This is a genomic window from Clostridium sp. DL1XJH146, assembly GCF_054819755.1.
Genome location: NZ_JBTVVN010000011.1, coordinates 72,855 through 92,694 on the forward strand (window position 1 = coordinate 72,855; position 19,840 = coordinate 92,694).

At 29.6% G+C, this 19,840-nt stretch carries 15 protein-coding genes; 2 read left to right on the top strand and 13 right to left on the bottom strand.

Annotated elements, in window-relative coordinates:
- Positions 1 to 177 precede the first annotated feature (177 nt).
- Positions 178 to 1,059 (top strand): DegV family protein, encoded by an 882-nt coding sequence (locus tag ACVHXK_RS07595; protein WP_461205776.1) that lies wholly within the window; start codon positions 178 to 180, stop codon positions 1,057 to 1,059.
- 135 nt (positions 1,060 to 1,194) lie between these two features.
- Here ACVHXK_RS07595 and ACVHXK_RS07600 read toward each other — a convergent pair whose 3' ends face one another.
- The 8 genes from ACVHXK_RS07600 to ACVHXK_RS07635 all read right to left on the bottom strand — a co-directional run bounded on the left by ACVHXK_RS07600 (position 1,195) and on the right by ACVHXK_RS07635 (position 12,947).
- The gene (locus tag ACVHXK_RS07600) at positions 1,195 to 3,615 is read right to left on the bottom strand and encodes a diguanylate cyclase (RefSeq protein WP_461205777.1); all 2,421 of its coding nucleotides are present in this window, start codon (positions 3,613 to 3,615) and stop codon (positions 1,195 to 1,197) included.
- Positions 3,616 to 3,934: 319 nt separating this feature from the next.
- Positions 3,935 to 4,735 carry an ABC transporter ATP-binding protein gene (locus tag ACVHXK_RS07605; RefSeq protein WP_461205778.1) on the bottom strand — a complete coding sequence of 267 codons (801 nt, stop codon included), beginning with the start codon at positions 4,733 to 4,735 and terminating at the stop codon, positions 3,935 to 3,937.
- 80 nt (positions 4,736 to 4,815) lie between these two features.
- A complete protein-coding gene (locus ACVHXK_RS07610) occupies positions 4,816 to 5,883 on the bottom strand; it encodes a taurine ABC transporter substrate-binding protein (RefSeq protein ID WP_461205779.1) in 1,068 nt (355 codons plus the stop codon).
- Positions 5,884 to 6,247: 364 nt separating this feature from the next.
- Positions 6,248 to 7,039, bottom strand: a complete 792-nt coding sequence (locus tag ACVHXK_RS07615) for an ABC transporter permease (protein WP_461205780.1) — start codon at positions 7,037 to 7,039, stop codon at positions 6,248 to 6,250.
- 452 nt (positions 7,040 to 7,491) lie between these two features.
- The gene (locus tag ACVHXK_RS07620) at positions 7,492 to 9,189 is read right to left on the bottom strand and encodes an FAD-dependent oxidoreductase (RefSeq protein ID WP_461205781.1); all 1,698 of its coding nucleotides are present in this window, start codon (positions 9,187 to 9,189) and stop codon (positions 7,492 to 7,494) included.
- A 55-nt stretch (positions 9,190 to 9,244) separates the two neighbouring features.
- Entirely contained in the window at positions 9,245 to 10,513 is a 1,269-nt protein-coding gene (locus ACVHXK_RS07625; RefSeq protein ID WP_461205782.1) for a YeeE/YedE family protein, read from the bottom strand.
- Positions 10,514 to 10,883: 370 nt separating this feature from the next.
- The gene (locus tag ACVHXK_RS07630) at positions 10,884 to 11,876 is read right to left on the bottom strand and encodes a rhodanese-like domain-containing protein (RefSeq protein WP_461205783.1); all 993 of its coding nucleotides are present in this window, start codon (positions 11,874 to 11,876) and stop codon (positions 10,884 to 10,886) included.
- Positions 11,877 to 12,035: 159 nt separating this feature from the next.
- Positions 12,036 to 12,947: a sulfurtransferase gene (locus ACVHXK_RS07635; protein ID WP_461205784.1), complete on the bottom strand. Its 912-nt coding sequence runs from the start codon at positions 12,945 to 12,947 to the stop codon at positions 12,036 to 12,038.
- Positions 12,948 to 13,305: 358 nt separating this feature from the next.
- Between ACVHXK_RS07635 and ACVHXK_RS07640 the strand changes: the two genes are divergently transcribed.
- Positions 13,306 to 14,862 (top strand): ArnT family glycosyltransferase, encoded by a 1,557-nt coding sequence (locus tag ACVHXK_RS07640; protein ID WP_461205785.1) that lies wholly within the window; start codon positions 13,306 to 13,308, stop codon positions 14,860 to 14,862.
- Between the two features lie 177 nt (positions 14,863 to 15,039).
- Here ACVHXK_RS07640 and ACVHXK_RS07645 read toward each other — a convergent pair whose 3' ends face one another.
- From ACVHXK_RS07645 to ACVHXK_RS07665, 5 genes are all read right to left on the bottom strand, one after another.
- Complete coding sequence (locus ACVHXK_RS07645; RefSeq protein WP_461205786.1) at positions 15,040 to 15,720, bottom strand: hypothetical protein; 681 nt, start codon at positions 15,718 to 15,720, stop codon at positions 15,040 to 15,042.
- Between the two features lie 345 nt (positions 15,721 to 16,065).
- Positions 16,066 to 16,821, bottom strand: a complete 756-nt coding sequence (locus tag ACVHXK_RS07650; protein WP_461205787.1) for an ABC transporter ATP-binding protein — start codon at positions 16,819 to 16,821, stop codon at positions 16,066 to 16,068.
- Positions 16,818 to 17,603 carry an ABC transporter permease gene (locus ACVHXK_RS07655; RefSeq protein ID WP_461205788.1) on the bottom strand — a complete coding sequence of 262 codons (786 nt, stop codon included), beginning with the start codon at positions 17,601 to 17,603 and terminating at the stop codon, positions 16,818 to 16,820. Before ACVHXK_RS07655 ends, ACVHXK_RS07650 begins: the two co-directional genes overlap by 4 nt.
- Entirely contained in the window at positions 17,593 to 18,579 is a 987-nt protein-coding gene (locus tag ACVHXK_RS07660; protein WP_461205789.1) for an ABC transporter substrate-binding protein, read from the bottom strand. Before ACVHXK_RS07660 ends, ACVHXK_RS07655 begins: the two co-directional genes overlap by 11 nt.
- 20 nt (positions 18,580 to 18,599) lie before the next feature.
- Complete coding sequence (locus ACVHXK_RS07665; protein ID WP_461205790.1) at positions 18,600 to 19,838, bottom strand: ATP-grasp domain-containing protein; 1,239 nt, start codon at positions 19,836 to 19,838, stop codon at positions 18,600 to 18,602.
- Between the last annotated feature and the right edge of the window lie 2 nt (positions 19,839 to 19,840).

Sequence of the window (19,840 nt, forward strand, 5' to 3'; positions counted from 1 at the left end):
GGATTTACATTTATATTATATCCATAAATTTTTATATATACATATTAATTAGTATCTTTTTTATAATATTGTTAATATTTTAAAAATTATCTTCAATTACTATTGCTATATTTACAACTCTAGCTTAATGTATTATTATAAGATTTTTATGCTAATTAATTGAAAGGAGGAATAAAATTGAAGACTCTAATATTAACAGATTCAAGTTGTGACTTACCCTTAACCTTTGTTGAAAAAAACATTGAATATCTAGATTTTATTGGCATACCTTTTAATTTAGATGGTACAGAGTATTTTGACGATTTCGGCAAAACATTAAGTCACGATAAATTCTATGAAAAACTAAGGAATGATATTATACCATCTACAGCACAGATAAATTTCTACACTTTTACCCAAGTATTTAAAAAGCACTATGATCTAGGAAATTCAATTATATATCTAGGCCTTTCATCAGGATTAAGTGGAACCTATAATAATTCAATAATGGCAAGAGAAGAATTTATCGAAGAACATCCAGATGCAAAAATAACTATAATTGATACTTACGCTGCATCTATTGGTCTAGGTGTATTAGTTGCCCATGCTGTAGACATGCTTAAAAACAATATTGCTTATGAAGAACTAGTCTTATGGCTTGAAACTAATAAAATAAATTCTAATCATTGGTTTGCCGTAGATGATCTTCATTATTTAAAAAAGGGTGGCCGTATTTCAGCCACTACAGCTGCAGTTGGAACTGCCTTAAATGTTAAACCTATTTTAAGTATGGACACATATGGAAAACTTAATTCTTATACAAATGTCCGAGGAAGAAAAAAATCAATTAAATACTTATATAAAAAGTTTAAAGAAAATAATACTAACGCCGATAACATGATAGTTACCATTGGACATGGAAACTGTCACGATGACGCTTACGCATTAAGAGAACTTATTCTAAAAGATTGTATACCTAAAAATATAATTGTATCAGAATTATCAGCAACAATTGCATCTCATGTAGGTCCAAATATGTTAGCAATAGCTTTCATAGGTAAGCCCCGCAACAAAAAATAATCTAGCTATTATTCTTTTTAATAATAATTTAATCAGGTAGACGCTAAATAATTATTTTATTTAGCGTCATCTACATATCTAGTATTTTTTTCTAAAATATAATGCTTATGCTATTGCTTGATATATACAAATATATCATTGTTTTATTATATTTTTTAGTTTCCCATTAGCTTTTTTTCTTTGTTTTTCTATATATAATGCTTCATCCGAATATTTAAACAACTCTTCTAATGCCATTGGTTTTTCAGGATTAAAATAACTTCCTCCTATACTTGTTTTTAGATTATATTTCTTATCAGAACTCCAATTATACTGATTTATCCTATACTCTAATTTTGCTTTATAAAAAACTTGGTCATCCTCTGATACATCAGATACAAGAATTATAAACTCATCTCCGCCTAACCGTCCAATTATATTATTTTTGTCAAACACCTCTCTAAATATCTGTGAAATTTTAATAATGGCATAATCACCCTCATCATGTCCAAATGTATCATTTATATACTTTAATCCATCTAAATCTGCAAAAAACAATAAAAAACTTTTTTTACTTTTCAAAGCTTCTTCATAACATCTTTTAGCTATCTCCATTACTCCTCTACGATTATATAATTCAGTCATTTCATCTCTTATTGATTGATTTTTTAATTTATCATTATACACTTCTAACTCTTTTAATGCTTTATTTAGCTTTTCTTCTATTTCTTTACGCGCATGTATTTCTTCCATCAGTTTACTATTGCTTTCTCTCAACTCTTTAGTACGCTCTTTTACTTCTATTTCTAAGTTAGCCGATTGTCTTTTAATATTTTCAACTAGTAAAGAACTTTTGAGTGCTATACTAAGTTTATATCTAATAACCTCAAATATTTTGTCTGCATTATCTTCAAATCCAAATATTGAATATCCTATTTGCTGATTACCTTGATGTAATGTTTGTACAATAATACTAAATCTATCATTATATAAATCCTTCAACATATAAGGTGGTAATAATTCTAATGTAGAATAATTAATTCCATTTTTCTCAACCTCATATCTTTTTCCCCCATTAAATGCAAATACTATATTCGAACTTTTTAAGGGTTTTTCAGGTTCATCATAAATAGAAACATAGCCTTTTGTTATGCCAAATTCATCCATATTGTCATAAAGAATATCCATTTGTTTTTCTATATTTAATATTGAAAAAAGTCCTTCTCCTAGTGTTTCTACCTTTTGTGTCTTTAATGAAGATATAAACAATTTATCCGCTACAACTCTTTGAAGCGAATCACTTACTCTTAATCTTGCACTATGAAATAAATTTTCAGAAATAATAATTTCCTCTTTCTGTTTTAAATATTTATTAATTTCTTTACGTATACATGAAAGTAAATCTTGTAAAAATGATAATTCATAATTATTTGATATAAACCATAATATAATGCTATTCCATTGAACCAAAAACTCACTTTTTTCTCTACAATACAAATCATTATAGATCTTATTTAACAACTTCTCTTCAAACTTTACTAGATTTTGATTATTCTTCATATCATTTAATAAACTATTTTCTTTATTAAAGATAATTATTTCTTTCATTATAAAATTCTTTATTATTAAATAGTTATCTTTAAAATCTAAATTAGATTTTTCCTCAATCTCTACACATACATTTTTTATATTGAAAGGAACACATCCACAAGAAGACCGAATAACTAGTTCTGGCTCTACTACTTGTTTTATTCTTGTTTCTTCACCTTTGATTATTTTAACAAGTATTCTTGCTGCTATCTTAGCTTCTTTCATAAACGATTGTCTAACTGTTGATAAATTATGAATTTTACTATCTCCACAATCATCAAATCCAATTATAGGTATATTTTGTGCCTTTTCATCTAATATTAATCGTAATTCTTTCATCGCTCCTATAGCCATATTATCATTAGCTGCTACAATTCCATCAAATTCTAATTTATTCTTTGCAAATGTTCTAACTGCTTTACATCCTGATTCAGCCAAAAAATTTCCTTGATAAAATAAATTCTCATTAAAATTCAATTGATGTTCTTGTAATGAATGAAGAAAAGCACTAAATCTTATTTTGGATTCATCATTTCCTTTTATTCCATCAATAAATGCTAGCTTCTTACATTTATGAATCTCAACTAAATGGTCAACTATTTTTTTCTCACCAGAATAATTATCTATGCATACAGAATTATACCCTTCAAAAGTTTCCCCTATTGTTATTATAGGTATATCAGAGTATCCTTTTAATATTTTTAGAATATTACCATTTGTTTCATATATTCCTATAACTGAAGGTATTACAATGAGTCCATCTATTTTTGTTTCATCTATAAATTCAAACATAATGTTTCTAGCTCTTTCCCATTCATAAGGAGATCCTGGTCTTCCAGCTACAAAACACATCAAATTCACATCATTTTCTTTTGCAAAATCAGAAACGCCATTCAAAATATCACTTTGATAATATCCGAGCTTATCCCACTCTAAAATCCCATCAATAATAAGCCCAATTGTTATACGAGAAGATTTATTCTTCATAAGAATACCCCCGATTGATAAACTTTTTTAAAATATAAATGTGTATTATAACTATATTATAAATCATATTAAATTTAATTCCAATAAATTGCTTATAGTTTTTCTAATTCACCTTATTCAATTATTAAAACTAACTCACTTAAGGATATCAATCTATGTGTAGAAAAATAATATTGTTTTTGTAGTAATTGTATTTCCCTTCTTTATAATTATCATCCTTAATCAACTCATTTATAAAAAAATAAAAAAACACTGCAGAATATACTCAACATTCAGCAGTGCTTTATTTATAATTTAAGAAACTTTGCGATAAAAATCACTAGCTATCTTCCTCTATTTGACTATTAATAATATCTAAGATTTCATTCTTTAGATTAAAGTATTCTTCATCATACATTACACGTTTTGAATTATCATCAAATATTTTCTGTGTGAAATTGACGTTAAATTCCTTTAATATTGTACCAGGACGTTTTGACATTACTAGAACTCTTGTCCCAAGAGATAGGGCTTCATCAACGTCGTGAGTAATTAAAAAAATTGTACTATTATTTTCCCTCCAAATACTCCTTACTAAAGCTTGCATGTTACTTCTAGTTAAGGCATCTAAAGCTCCAAAGGGCTCATCCATAAGGATCATTTCTGGATAATTAGCTAAAACTCTTGCTAAGGCTACCCTTTGTTTCATGCCTCCTGATAGTTCAAAAGTAGGCTTATCACCAAATCCTACTAATTTAACCTGCTCTAAAAAATGAGAACTTATTTTTTCTATTTCATCTGATGGAAGCCTCTTCATTTTAGGACCAAATTCTACATTATCTTTCACACTCATCCAGGGATATAAAGTAGGCGACTGAAACACAACTCCTCTATGCCAGTCTGGACCCACAATAGGTTCTCCATCCATAGAGCAACTTCCACCTGTAGGCATAATAAAACCAGCAATAGTTTTTAATAACGTGCTCTTTCCACATCCAGATGGTCCTAAAACACATAAAAACTCTCCGCGTTTAATTTGCAGGTCTATATTATCTAGGGCTAAAACAGAATTCTGCTTAGTTCCATATTCTAATTTTAATTTTTGAATATCTATTAGAACCTCATCTTTTTCTTCATTCACGATAATTAAATTCCTTTCTGATTTTATTATTACTAAACTATTTCAAAATAATTCTATCATTATTTATGCTTATTAATAACTTATTTAGAAGATGTTTCTAGAGATTTTTCAATATAAGCAGGGTTAACATAACTATCAAATTCTTCTTTTGATGGAGAATTATCAATTGAGCCTTGTTCTTTAAGGAAGTCAGAAGTATCCTTCATAATAGTTGCAAAATCACCTGGTTCTCCACTTACACCAAAATAGTTTTCTTCTAATAATTCTTCTGGTGTACACCAAATTGAACCTCTCATCTGTAATAAAGCATCTTCCTGTTCTATTTCAAGTTCCTCTGCTATAATCTCTGCTGCTTTTTCTGGATCCTCCCTATATATATCCCCTGCTTCTGTTAAACAGGCTATATAATCCCCTACTAAATCAGGATATTTCTCTGCAAATTCTTTCCTTACAACTTCTACATTAGCTGTTATATAGCCTTTTTCAGCCATATCTTCACTTGAAACAAGCATCGTTCCATCTTCTAAAAGTTCCCCGAGAGATGGTTGCCATGTATAAGCAGCCTTTATATCTCCTCTTTCCCAAGCAGCAACAATTTCTGGAGTTTTCATATCCAAAAGTTCTACTTTTTCATCAATTCCAGCTTCTTTAAGAGCATTCAATAAAACATAATGAGATGTAGATGCAAAAGGTGTTGCAATCTTCATACCTTCAAGATCTTCTATTTTATTAACTCCAGAATCATTTTTAACAGCTAAAGCTTCTATTTCTCCAAGAACTTCATGAATCCAAACCATTTCTACATCAAGGTCCATTGCCAAAGCGATAATAGAATTTGTATTACCCATAGTTGCAAAATCAATACTTCCAGATGCTAAAGCTTTATTTGCTTGAACTCCAGAATCAAAAACAATAAAATTACACTTAATTCCTTTTTCAGTAAAATACTTATCAAATATTCCCTCAGCTATGGCTAAAGTTTCATCATTAGGTACTCTCAAAATACCAAAATTAATTTCTTCAGGTAATGACGATTCCGTATTAGCCGTTTTATTAGCATCCTCTGAATTACTACCACAAGCCGCTAATACTCCTACTAAAACCCCTATTAATACTACTAAAAATATGTTCCTATATAATTTTTTCAAATGTATACCTCCTATCAATACACAATATTTTTTAAAAGATAATGCACAATGCTTTTCAAAATATAATGCACAATGCACAATGTACAATGCACAATTAATGATGATTCTCTCCTTTTAGTCGAGAATCTTTATTTTATTTAAAGATTAAAGTCTCAAGCTCAGCTATGTTTCATTTACGCAATTTAATACCACTATAATTAATCTAGTAAATACAACGATGTTTTGGCTTCACCAAAACGAGTATCAATTCAAAGATTTTGCGTAGCAAAATCATCCGCAATTGCACATTGCACATTGCACATTGCACATTGCAAATTGCAAATTGCACATTGCACATTGCACATTGCAAATTGCAAATTATTATTTAAACATACCCTTTCCAATATACAATCTTCTTTTCTATAATCCTAAGTATGCCATCTATTAATATACCTGTAATTCCCATAATAAATATACCAACAAAAATAACATCACTTTTCAAGAAATTCGATGCATCTAGTACCATCCAACCTATACCAGAGGTAGCCGCTATCATTTCAGCAGAAACTAGCGTAGTATACGATACACCCACAGCAGTTCTTATTCCTGTAAATATCTCAGGCATACAGGCTGGCAGTACTATTTTTAAAAATATATCTCGCTTGCCTGCTCCTAATGATTTAGCACTTAATATATAATCAGCATTAATTTTTCTAACTGCTGATACGCATGCAATATAAATTGGTGCAAAACCTGCAAGAAATAATAATATTACTTTTGATTTATTATCAATTCCGAACCATAATATTAGTAATGTATAATATGCAAGTGGGGGTAATGGCCTATAGAACTCGACTACGGAATCAAAAATTGCTTTAAACTTACTTGAATATCCACTTAATAACCCAATTGGTATAGCTGTCACTATGGCGAATCCTAGAGCCATAAATAATCTTTGAAAACTAGCACCAAGATGATTCCATAAAGAAATTTTATTATACCCATTTTGTGAAATATTTAAAAAAGTGGTCCATACTTTATATGGAGATGGCACTAATGTAGAAGATACTAACTGGAATTTGGTTATTATATACCAGGCACCTAATATTACACTCCAAGTAGTTATCGTTAATATTCTTTCAGTTTTATTCTTTTTTATTCTTTCTTTTAAACCCATACATTACCAACCCTTTATTATTAGCTTTGTTTTAAAGTATTGTTGCTATTTGTATTTTTACTTATTGATTAAAGTTTTTACTTTAATTATAGTGTGAAGTGTGAAATGTGTAGTGTGAAGTGAAAGGATGATTTTGTTCCTTTCGTCACAAAATCTTTAATTTTAGATTCGTTTTAGCTTAGCTAAAACATCATTTTCAGCAGATGACAATCATTTATTTAATCTTTTGTTTTAATAAAATAAAGATTCTCGACGGCAGGGAGAGAATCAACCACCACTCCACTCTTCACATTCCAGACTGTCATAAATAAAATAGTCTACTTGTTAGCATATTCCATTATTATAATAGTAAAGCCACTAAGTATAAACCCAGCGACCTTACTAATAGTGATTCTTTATTAAATTTTCAATACTTTTATAAATTTGCAATTGATATGCCAGCAGTATTATTTTTAGTTAAAATTATATTCAGTAACTATTTTTTCTCTTCCTGTTACTTGGTCTTGGAAGTATTCATAACAACAAATTCCTAAATATGAACCTGAAATATTACATGCATTGTCATATCCTAGACTTTGTAATGCTAATACTGCATTATAACTTCTTTGAGCTGAACGGCAATGTAAATATACTGGTCTATCTTTTGGAATCTCATCTAATCTATCTCTAATTTGGCTTAAAGGAATATTTACTGCATTAACTAAATGTCCCTCTTCAAATTCATTTTCTTCTCTTACATCTACAATAAAGGCATCCTGTTCTACTAATTCTCTAACCTTAGAAACTGGAACTTGCTTAAACTGTCCATTTAATAGATTTAATCCTACTAAAGCTGCGAAGTTTACTACATCTTTTGCAGTTCCAAATAATGGTGCGTAACATAATTCTAATTCTTTTAAATCTTCTAAAGTTCCACCCATTAAAATCATAGTTGCAATAACGTCTATTCTCTTATCTACATTACCTTTTCCAATAGCTTGTGCTCCTAGTATTTTACCTGTTGGATATTCATATACTAACTTAAAGTGCATTACATTACTTGTAGGCATCAATCCTACTTTATCTCCTGGAATTATATATACACAATCATGCTCAATTCCTGCTGCTTTTGCAGTTTTTTCATTTAATCCTGTAGAGGCTGCCCCTAAGTCAAATATCTGAATTACAGATGAACCTATAACTCCATTGTTTCTATGAGGAATGTTATACATATCATCAGCTGCTGCTCTAGCTTGTCTCTGAGCTGGACCTGCAAGTGGTAATCTTGACTTTTTATGAGTTAGACGATTATATACTTCTATAGCATCTCCTACTGCATAAATATCTTTATCATTAGTTAAATAATTATGATCTACCTTAATTCCACCAGTTACACCTATTTCTAAACCAGCTTCTCTTGCTAAAGTTGTTTCAGGCAGCACACCTATTGCCATAACTACAACTTCTGCAGCTACTTTTTTACCTGATTGTAGTTCAACTGAATCTGCATTAACTTTTTGTACTGCATCGCTTAATATAAGGTTAATTCCCTTGTCCATCATTTCTTTATGGAGAATTTGAACCATATCATAGTCAAATGGAGTCATTATCTGATTTTGTGCTTCTATTAAACTAACTTTTTTACCTGCTAAACGTAAATTTTCTGCAACTTCTACTCCTATAAATCCACCACCGACAACAGCTATATCTTCAATATTATTGTCAACTATATAATCATTTAATTTTTTAATATCTACAACATTTCTTACTGTAAATACATTAGGAGAATTAATACCTTCAATACTTCTTGGTAAAATAGGGTTTGCTCCTGGAGATAAAACTAATTTATCATAAGCTTCCTCATGGTCTTCACCAGTTAATAAATCCCTTACCATTATTACTTTCTCTTCTCTATTTATGCTAATTACTTCAGTATTAACTCTTGCTTCTATATTATATTGGCTTTTAAATTTATTTGGGCACATCAAAACTAAGTCTTCGCTATTCTCAACCATACCACTTAAATGAAATGGTAATGAACAGTTAGAAAAAGATACATGAGGTCCTCTTTCAAACATAATTATTTGGGCTGATTCATCAATTCTTCTCGCTCTTGCTGCAACTGAAGCTCCTCCAGCTACACCGCCTACTATCAAAATTCTTTTACTCATAATAAAATTCCTCCTTATTTTTTATTGCTTTATTTTAAAAAGTTATTGAAATAAATTACTTACCAGCCATAAGTTTTTTATTAAGTGTACTGCCTGCAAAACCACCTACCACCATAAAAATCAAGAATACCCAACCTGAAAGTGAAAGATTAGCAATAGGAGTAAATAATGCACCTACATTACAACCATTAGCTAAACGAGTACCTATACCCATTGTTATTCCACCTAAAGCAAATAAAAATACTTCTTTCACTGAAATTTTCATCTCTGAGAAAAATGTTTCTTTGAATATACCAGCACTTAATAGGTAGAACATAGTTCCAAATACGATTCCAACATTCTGCACTGTAATTGCATTTTGGAAGAAAGGTAATTCAAAAGCACTAGCTTTTATCTTTGTAAAAGAGGCAAGTGAATCAGCTGAAACTCCAAAAATCATTAAGAATTTCCCAAACCAAATACCATATGGTGTTGAAGCACCCCAACCTGCTTTAGTTACACCCATTAATAATACAAATATTACAATAAGAATCATTGATCCTTCTTTTAATGTCCAAGGTTTTACAAAAAAACGTTTATAATTTTCAGTACTAAAAAATCCATAATCTTTATTATCTAGCTCTACTTGTTTATCTTGCATCATCTCCATTGGATGTCCACTATAAGTATTGTTTTTCTTTCTACGTCTTTCGTAATTATAAGCAAGATAAGTTACTATACTGCAGAATAATGCTATTAATAAAATAGCTCCTAAATATCCTCCAAAACCATCCCACTTAAATAAATCTGGGAGATAAACTCCTCCGGTCATTTGCTCTCCTACTTCTGTTGAAAACCAAGATCTTCTTACTATACTTGAAGTTCTTTGTATAGGATATCCAAGAAATACACCCATACCGAAAAATATTAATGTAATAAAAGCTCTAGGTAATCCTGTTACTAAATCAGTAAGTACCCCTGAAGCACAACATGAAGAAAAAGACATTCCAAATCCAAATAATATAGCTCCTATAATTAATCCTAAATTTATAGGATTTATCCAAAGGCTATACCCTGTAACATCTGCTTTAAATAAAAGGCCTGCATTAATTAAAGCAGTTATAAAAAACATCCACATCATACTTCTCATCAATTTCGTTGATCCAGTATTATAAGCTCGATTAACACTTCCTGCAAATCCCGTATATGCTCTAGTCAGTGTATACCCAATTCCTAAACCAATGAGAAGTCTAAAGAATAGCATATCCGTTTTAAGAAGCGTTTTACCTAAAACTAGTACTAATAAAATTCCTATAAAACCTAGAATATTTTCTAGTTTTTTCATCCCATTACCTCCTATTTCAATGCACAATGCACAATGTACAATGCACAATTGTGGTTGATTCTCTTCCTTTGGTCGAGAATCTTTATTTTATTAAATCTAAAGATTTTGTGACCAAATATAACAAAATCCTTCTTAATTGCAAATTGGTCATTTCTCATTACTAATTACTAATTACTAATTGCTAATTATTATTATTAAAGTCAATATTTTTTTAAGCATACATATAAATATCAACATATTCTCTAAAATTGTTAAAACTTAAATCAATGTTTTTTACCAAACATGAGGGATTTATAATTTAATTCAAGTAAACGACAGGTCTCCCTATGGATACCTGTCGAATTTTTAATTTTGAATCTTTTCAAAGAAATTATTTTACTAATTCAAATCCTTTATTTAACCATCCACTTGGAGCGTTTGATTCCATTCCTGTACCACCATTCATTGATACAGCATCATATCCAAGTACTCTTAAAGCTGCTACAGTTTGACCTGCTGTTTGACCTGTATAACAATATACAATGATCTTTTTATCTGATGGAAGTGTATTAAATTCTTTATACATATCATTTCCAAAAGGTATATTTTCAGCACCTTGGATATGTCCTTCAGCGTAATCTGCTGCTTTTCTTACTGATAAGAACATAACAGAACTGTCTTCTTTATCTAATATTGCTTTAGCATCATCTTCACTTATTTTATAGTTTGCGTATGTTGTTCCTTTAACATCAGCAAGACCTGCAAAATAATCTTCTATTACCATTTTAATTTCTGACTCAATTTCAATTCCAGTTGCTTCTCCAAATTCATTAGCAGTTGTTTCAGTTACATCTGCAACACCTTCAACTTTTGAAATTCCAAGATTCCATCCTAAGTTAACTGATGTAGCATCAAAACCAGCCATATTTAATAGTGCAACTGTTTGTCCAGCAGTTTGTCCAGAATAACAGTAAACCATTATTGGCTTGTCCATTGGTAATTTATCAAGGTTCTCGCTTATAGCAGTTCCCCATGGAGCATTAACTGCACCTTTTATATGGCCTTCAGCGTATACATCTGCTTGTCTTATGTCTAGTATGAACATATCTTCTTCAGCTTTAACTTTTTCAACAAAATCAACTTGTGAAATCTTATAGATATTATCACCCATATTAGCAAAATAATCGTTTACTGTTTGAGTTAAAACATCAGTATCTTCTTCAGTAACTTCTTCTGTATTAGTTTCTGCATTCTCAGTTACTTCAGTATTTTCATTTGAATTGGCAGCATTATTTTGATCCGCATTATTTGAAGAACAACCTGCAAAACTTAGTACTAAACCTAGTGATAAAATTAATGATATTGCTTTAGTCTTTTTAAACATTTTAAAATTCCCCCTGTTTTTTTGTTATTAATTTAACATGTTTTCATCATATCATAGATTTTCTTATTTACATTCTCGGAATATTCAATGCTAGATAAGAAAATCTAATAGCAAGATTTATATAGATTCATAATATTTTTTTAAATCTATTCAAAAATATTATGAATTATCTTGAACATTACTCTCTACTTCATTTTCTTCTGGCTCTTGCATTGGTAAAGATTCATCAGAACTCCACTCAAGCCATGCACCATCATATAATTTTAAATTTGTATATCCTGCATTGTATAGCGCAAGGTAAGTCTGGGCACCTCTGATTGAAGATTTGCAATACATAATAGCTGTATCTTCTGGTATTAAACCTGCGTCTAAGTACATTACTTGAATATCAGAAACTGGTTTAAAAGTTCCATCAGTATAATTATTATCAACATAGTTCATTAACATAGAACCAGGAATAGTTCCTGCATCATACTCTTCTTTTGAACGTGTATCAATTAATTTCACATCACTTTTAGGATCATTAACCTGTGATTTCACATCCTCTATAGTTGCAATCATATCTGTATTCTTTTCTTTAGCAACATATTCAGTAGGCGTAACACCTGGTACATCCGTAGTTCTCTCAGCACCAATATTTGCTAATGCTTTTATACCACCACTAACAACTTTAACATCCTCATGACCATAAACCTTTAAAGTCCACCATAATCTTGCTGAATCCATATTGTTATTACTATCATAAATTATAATTGTAGAATTATTTGATATACCTTTTGCACTCATCACTTCTTCAATTTGTTCTTTTGGTGCAAGCATATTTGCTACTGACTCAGTTACTACTATATCTTCCCTAGTAATATTAACTGCATTCTTAATATGGATGTCTAAATACCCTTCTGAATTCTGAGCATCAACAATTATAACGTTTTCTTGATTAATTAACTCAAGTGCTTGTTCTGCTTCAATGATCTCAGTTCCCTGCTCTCCATCAAACGAATCACATGCAACACTAAAAATCATCGTTGCTACAACAAAAATTGCTAATAATACTTTCGACAATCTTTTCATAGGTTCCCCCTCCTTAAATAATTAACATCTTTTCTTAATATATCTTTTTTTAATATGATAAAATTTAAACTTGATTGTTAATTTATCAACAATTATAATTATACTTTATATACAAGTATCTTTGTTATAGGCATTTAATATACAGTATTAGACTATTCAATATAAGCTTGATACTAATATTATTTTGAATAAATGCTATAATAAATAAACGGCTGTATTTTAAAGAATTGTTGACTTATAAAGTATTGTTTTATTAATAGTGTGAAATATGTTTTCCAACTCAACTCTTCACACTATAATTGCACATTGCAAATTGCTAATTTCCAATTATTATTTTTTAATCCTACGAGGTGTTAAAATGTTCAAAAAAAGATTGACTAATGAAAAAATACTTATCCTAGTACTTCTAATCCTATTTTTTATAGTAAATTTATTGTTTTTAACTAAATTTCCCTTTGTTCACTCTGACGAGTCTTGGCTCAGTGGATTATCTAGAAATATTATGGAGAAGAATGATTTTTCAGTAACAGAAAGTTTTTTTGATTTATATGGGAGACATCCTCATGCCATTAAAAGTCTATTTCATTCAATTCAAATAATATTTTTGAAGATTTTTGGTTATAAAATTTTTACCTTCAGATTAATTTCTCTAATATTTGGTACTATGTCACTATTCTTTTTTTATAAACTATGCTCTATTTTATTCCACTCAAAAAAACTAGGTACAATTTCAGCTTTCTTACTGGCTATAGATATTCAATTTATATATGCATCTCATTTTGCTAGACAAGAAATAATAATATTATTTAACCTTTTATTCTGTTTATATATTTATTTTAATAATAATATTAAGCATAAATATAATAAAGATATACTTCTAGGTGTTTTAATCGGTATTAGTATAGGAATTCATCCTAATAGTTTTATAATATCTCTTCCTTTTGGAGTCTTATATTTATATAATATTTTCTACACAAAAAAAATTAAATTAAAAAATCTTATAACATTAATCTCTATAACTTCATTATTCGCAGTATTTTTTATACTGCTAAGCTTTAAATTTGACCCAAACTTTCTCCATAATTACATGGCCTTTGGAAATCAATTCGGTGTTTTAGATCCTGCAATATCGAAATTTGAAAACCTAAAACTCTTTTATCTTAAATTGCATTATGGTATTAGTGGAACTTACTACACTCCAAATATAAAACTACAATTTTATATTTTCATCGCATCCCTTATTGGATCTATAATTAAAGTATTCTTTATTAAAGATAATCAAAAAAAAGAAAACTATATTTCTATAATTTTAGCGATAATTTCTATAAATATTGGAATAGTTCTAATTGGTAGATTTAATGCAACTAGTATAGTATTCTTATTTCCACTTTTTTATATACTGTTAGTTTTTATGATAAGCGATTTAAAAAAATATAAAATCCCAGTTATATTTTTAATAGCTATACTCCTTATATTCAGTAGCTATAACAATATATCTCCTTATTTAAGCCATGATTACCAAGAGTATCTAAATGAAATTGGGAAAGTTGTAAAAAAAGAAGATACGGTTTTAGCCAACCTAAATACGGAATATTATTTTAATAATGAGAAGCTATTTGATTATAGAAATCTTACCTTTCTAAATGAAAATAATCTAAAATTCTCGGATTATATATATGATCATGATATAGATTATATAATTTATTCAGATGAAATGGACTTTATTTATAACTCAAGACCTATTTGGAATGGACTATATGGAAATTTATATTATTACTATGATGATATGAAAAACTTTTTAGATACTAATTGTACTGAAGTACATGAATTTAAAGATAATGTATATGGTATACGAATAGTAAGATATATGGATCAAAAGGATTGGTGGATAAGGATATACAAAGTCAAAAAATAAATAAGAGAAATCTATTTAAAATCCAACTTACCTTTGTGGTTTAACCCACTTAGTGTTTTATTTTAAAATAAATTTCTCTCGCATTTGTAGTAAATTCAGCACTTAATTTCTCTCCCGGTCTCTTTAGTTCACTTAAAACTATATTTTATATTTACAAACTTAAACCCTCATTATTTTTTATTGTAACTCATCAAATCTCTTCATAACTTCAGTGTATGTGTCTTTAGAAATTTGTGGTAATTCATCATTAGTTGCACTATTAAAAACTAGTCCAGCTTCTTCAAATCCTTTTTCCACAGCAGCTCTCATTTCTTGTAATTTCTCTGGGTCATCTCCTGCTATTGCTTTTGCCATACTCATGATACGATCTGCCACAGAATTTACAGAATATGCTCCGCCTTCTCCTATTGCTTCTATTGCACCTTCTCTAGTTGTTGGTATTGGTGGATATGCATTTTCTACAGACCCAAATATTCCTGAAAGTAAATCTGTAGTTTCTTGTGACATTTCATTAGTTTCATTGGTTTCATTTCCAACTGATTTCCCAAGTAGCTTATTCTGGTTATTTATTGTATCTTTTATGAAATTTTTTACAAGATCTATTTTTAAATTTGCTTGTTGCTCTTTTATCGCTTTAACTTCATCTGCGGAAAGTTTGTCTTTTTTAGGCGTATACGTTAAATTAATGTTTTCTTCTGTTGATTTAATAAATACATCAGTAGCTCTATCTTTTTTTACTCCTTGCTCTTTTATTACATCACTTGTTCCAGTACTTGTTCCAGTATTTTTTTTTGTAGAATTTATATCTGTATAATTTGAAATGTTAATGCCTTTACTTACAACACCATTAATGCTCATAGTTACTTCCTCCTATTAAATTATTATTTACCTTTATTATCGGTTAATAATTAATATGTTTTATAGGCAAATCATTGACTCAGGCAAGTGGTTTTTAATTTCAATAAAATTTTATTTATCTATTCAAAACTATATTGTCTTCTTGTTTTAATTTCTTTCCACACTAAATAAATATAATCTCTTCCATCTTTAATAGACATACTTTTCCTCCTCTCTTCAGAATATATCATTCATTTTCACAAAGTTACATTACTTATTATTTTTAATACAATCCTAAATTATAAAATTTATGCATTATTTAATCAAAGTTCACAGAAAATTGTTTATGCCCGAGGGTCTTACTTTTTATTGTTTTATTTCAAAATAGATTTCTCTCGCCTTTGCAGTAAATTCAGTACTCAATTTATCTCTTGGTCTTTTTAGGTCATTAACAACTATATTTTTAATACTATTAGGTGATTCCCCCATGATTATTATTCTATCTGATATTAATATTGCCTCCTCAATATCATGAGTTACAAATATTATGGTAGAATGGATTTCCTTCCATAAATCTAATAAAATACTGTGCAATTCATAACGAGTCTGAACATCTAAACTTCCAAAAGGTTCATCCATTAATAGAATTTCCGGTTTCATTACTAAAGCTCGTGCTATAGAGGCTCTTTGCTTCATTCCACCTGATATTTCATGTGGATAATAATTCTCATACTCTTCTAGCTTAACTTTTCTTAAATAATCCTTGGCTAAATCTATTCTCTGACTTTTTTCTAGTTCTTTTTTATTTCTATTGAGTGGAAATAAAACATTTTGAAGAAGAGTCTTCCATGGGAAAAGTTGATTAAAATCTTGAAATACCATAATACGATTGGGGCTTGCTTTTACTATTTTTTCGCCTTTTAGCATGAGAGTACCTTCATCATATTTATCAAATCCAGCAATTAATCCTAATAAAGTTGACTTACCACACCCAGAAGGTCCTACTATAGATACAAATTCTCCTTTATTAATGCTAATATCAACTTTGTTTAATACATTTATTTTATTATTATCCTTTAAAAAAGATTTAGACAATTCCTTAATTTCAAGTATTGCGGTCATATGGACATACCCCATTTTCTAATAGTCTTTTTCTCAAGTATATTAAACAAAATATCTTCTACAATTATTCCAATAAATATTATAACTATTAGTCCACCAAATATTCCTGGAGTATCCATAAAAACTCTCTTCTTAAATATGAACCAACCAATACCACCATTACCTCCAGCTGCACCAAATACCATTTCGGCACTTATTACTGCTCTCCAAGCTCTTGCCCAGCCTATCTTCAAAGCTGAAATAAAATAAGGAAAGGCTGCGGGAACTAATATATGAATAATAATATCTATGTCACTTAATCCATAATTTTTTCCTATTTGTTTATATATCTTTGGGATTGACTTAAATCCTATACGCAAATTAAGTATCATTGGCCATATCACTGAATGAACTATTATAAAAATAATAGCTTCTTCACCTACCCCCATCCACAGGATAACAAGTGGCAATAGAGCTATACCTGGCAAGGGATGAGCGATAGTCACAACGGTTTCAACAAAGCTTTCAAAAATATATGATGTCATAGAAATTGCTGATAATATAAGGGCTAGTGTAACACCAATAAATAACCCCTTTAAAATAAGTTGCAACGAAAACAACGTTTGTACAATAATACTCCCATCCATTATATCCTTTATCAGCGCGCTAAGTATTGTTTCTATTCTTGGGAATGAGACTGGATTAAACACTTCACGTACAGCAACTATTTGCCACAGGGCAATTATCACTACGATCCAAAACACTCTCAAACCATATCTATTATGAATGAATTTATTCTTCATACTCAGCATCTTCCCATAATACTTCATTCATATCTTCAACAGTTTGCGAAATATATTCATTTCTTTCCATAAAGTCTGCAAAATCCTTTAACCCTTTTATATTTGAGCTATACTCTACGCCTTCTGCTGTTATATATTCTAGGACTTCTTCCTTAGATAAATCATAATCCTTAGCTAAAATTTCTGCCGCTTCTTCCTGATTATTATTTATAAAATCAATGGCCTCATTTAATGAATTAACAAAAGCATTATAAGCTTCCCCCTGCTCATCATGGAATTCCTTAGTTGTTACACCGACAATGAAAGTAAACTCCGTGCCCATTGCCTCTTCGCCAGATAGAATTTGGTGAAATCCTTCATTTTCAAGTTCTTTAAAAATATAAGGTGGTGAAGTAAAGTGTGCTGTAATATCTTTCTCTGATAATAATGCATTCATACCATCTGGATGAGACATAGAAACTAATTGATTATCTAATTTAGTTGCATCCCCAAATTCCTTCTCACAAGCCATGGACAAAAGTATATGTTGAATACTACCTGGTTGTGGCAAGGCTATTCTATCTTCTTCTGAAAAATCTTCTATTGATTGTATATCATCTTTATAAGTAACTAAGCCTAAAGGCATAGAAGATAAACCACTAGCAATTTTCCAATCCATCCCTTTATCATGCCCAATCAAAAAAGGAGGAATTGCCATAAATCCAACGTCTAATTTGTTAGCTATCATAGCTTCTCTTATTGCAGCCGTATTACCCAGTTGCTCCCAAGTTATTTTTACACCAGGTAAATTCTTTTCAAGTATTTTTCTTTCCTTCATTATTTGGATTGGTGCGTAAGCAAGTCCATACTGCTGTGCTATTTTTATCTCAGTATCTTCTGATACATCCTTCTTTGTCGTGCACCCATTAAACAAAAATCCAGCTACAATTATTATAGCTAATATGTATATACTCTTAGATTTTAAAATTTTTTTCATGATTTTTTTCCTTTCGTGTATTAGTATTCTTTATACTCTATTACAAGATTTTTATTATCCTCATCCAGTATTTCTAAATGCTCAAAAGCTATATTTATATTGTCATTAAGTTTTTCTTTATCTTCTCCAACAATAATCATATACCCAGCTCTAGCAGTAGCATTTGTGATTTGTTTTAATTCATCACCAATTTTAAAATTGAATTTCGCTTCTATTACTCCTGGTAATTTTTTAATTTTTTCTAAATCACTCAAAAATTCAATTTTACCAGGTTTCGCGAAAAATAACTGAACAGAAGCTTTTTTATTATTATCTAGCAAACTGTAATTTCTAAGGTTTGTATAGTCTACTTTTTTCCCTAGAGAATAATCTATAACCATATCTAATACATCTATTCCCGTAAGTAGAGGAATTAATCTATCCTCAAAAGCTCCACCAATCCTACAAGCTATCTCATTGACTTTTACACCCTGGGCTCCAATAAGCATTTGAAAATAAATAGGACCATTTTGAATTTCAAAGTCTTTAACTAACTGCTCTGTAATATTTTTTATATCTTCATAATACTCCTGTAAATGTTTTGATGGAAAGTTGTGAGCATAACATATTCCAATATGCTTATCCCTATTAAAGGTAACTCTATCAGTAATTAAAATTATACTAGTTTTTCCATCCTCTACCCAGCCACTTACAGTAATCTCATCACTTTCATAATATTCTTCAACCAATACTATATCTTCTCTAGAATAGCTTAAGGTATCTTCTATCTTATTTCTTATTTCTTCTATAGAATTTAATTTATAAATCCCTCTTTGTCCTTGACTATCTAAAGGTTTAATAACTATAGGAAATTTCAGTTTATTTACTTCTTCATCTTTAAAATTCTTATCTATAAGCACATATTTTACTGTAGGAATTTTGCTCTCAGTAAAAATTTTCTTCATTACTTTTTTGTTGGTGACAGCTTTTGCTGTGTCAACCTTCAAGAAGGCTGGAAGTCCAAGGTCATTAGCTACTTCTGCCACTGTATAAATAGGTTGGTCAGTACCTAAAGTCATTATTCCATCAATATTATATTTTTTAGCAAGGGCTAAATTCCCTTCTACATCAAAAGTACTAGTAAGTTCACCAAAATCGCTTATTTCTTTTGCTGGTGCATCCTCATAATAATCCGAAACAATTGTAGTAACTCCTTTTTTGTTTGCATATTTTATTGCATTAATCTGACTATTTGATCCGCCTAATACTAAAAGTTTCATTT

Bases quoted from the DNA above. Each gene is read 5' to 3' on its own strand.
- ACVHXK_RS07600 (WP_461205777.1), bottom strand. From the start codon at position 3,615: ATGAAGAATAAATCTTCTCGTATAACAATTGGGCTTATTATTGATGGG.
- ACVHXK_RS07615 (WP_461205780.1), bottom strand. From the start codon at position 7,039: ATGGGTTTAAAAGAAAGAATAAAAAAGAATAAAACTGAAAGAATATTA.
- ACVHXK_RS07620 (WP_461205781.1), bottom strand. From the start codon at position 9,189: ATGAGTAAAAGAATTTTGATAGTAGGCGGTGTAGCTGGAGGAGCTTCA.
- ACVHXK_RS07625 (WP_461205782.1), bottom strand. From the start codon at position 10,513: ATGAAAAAACTAGAAAATATTCTAGGTTTTATAGGAATTTTATTAGTA.
- ACVHXK_RS07630 (WP_461205783.1), bottom strand. From the start codon at position 11,876: ATGTTTAAAAAGACTAAAGCAATATCATTAATTTTATCACTAGGTTTA.
- ACVHXK_RS07635 (WP_461205784.1), bottom strand. From the start codon at position 12,947: ATGAAAAGATTGTCGAAAGTATTATTAGCAATTTTTGTTGTAGCAACG.
- ACVHXK_RS07640 (WP_461205785.1), top strand. From the start codon at position 13,306: ATGTTCAAAAAAAGATTGACTAATGAAAAAATACTTATCCTAGTACTT.
- ACVHXK_RS07645 (WP_461205786.1), bottom strand. From the start codon at position 15,720: ATGAGCATTAATGGTGTTGTAAGTAAAGGCATTAACATTTCAAATTAT.
- ACVHXK_RS07650 (WP_461205787.1), bottom strand. From the start codon at position 16,821: ATGACCGCAATACTTGAAATTAAGGAATTGTCTAAATCTTTTTTAAAG.
- ACVHXK_RS07655 (WP_461205788.1), bottom strand. From the start codon at position 17,603: ATGAAGAATAAATTCATTCATAATAGATATGGTTTGAGAGTGTTTTGG.
- ACVHXK_RS07660 (WP_461205789.1), bottom strand. From the start codon at position 18,579: ATGAAAAAAATTTTAAAATCTAAGAGTATATACATATTAGCTATAATA.
- ACVHXK_RS07665 (WP_461205790.1), bottom strand. From the start codon at position 19,838: ATGAAACTTTTAGTATTAGGCGGATCAAATAGTCAGATTAATGCAATA.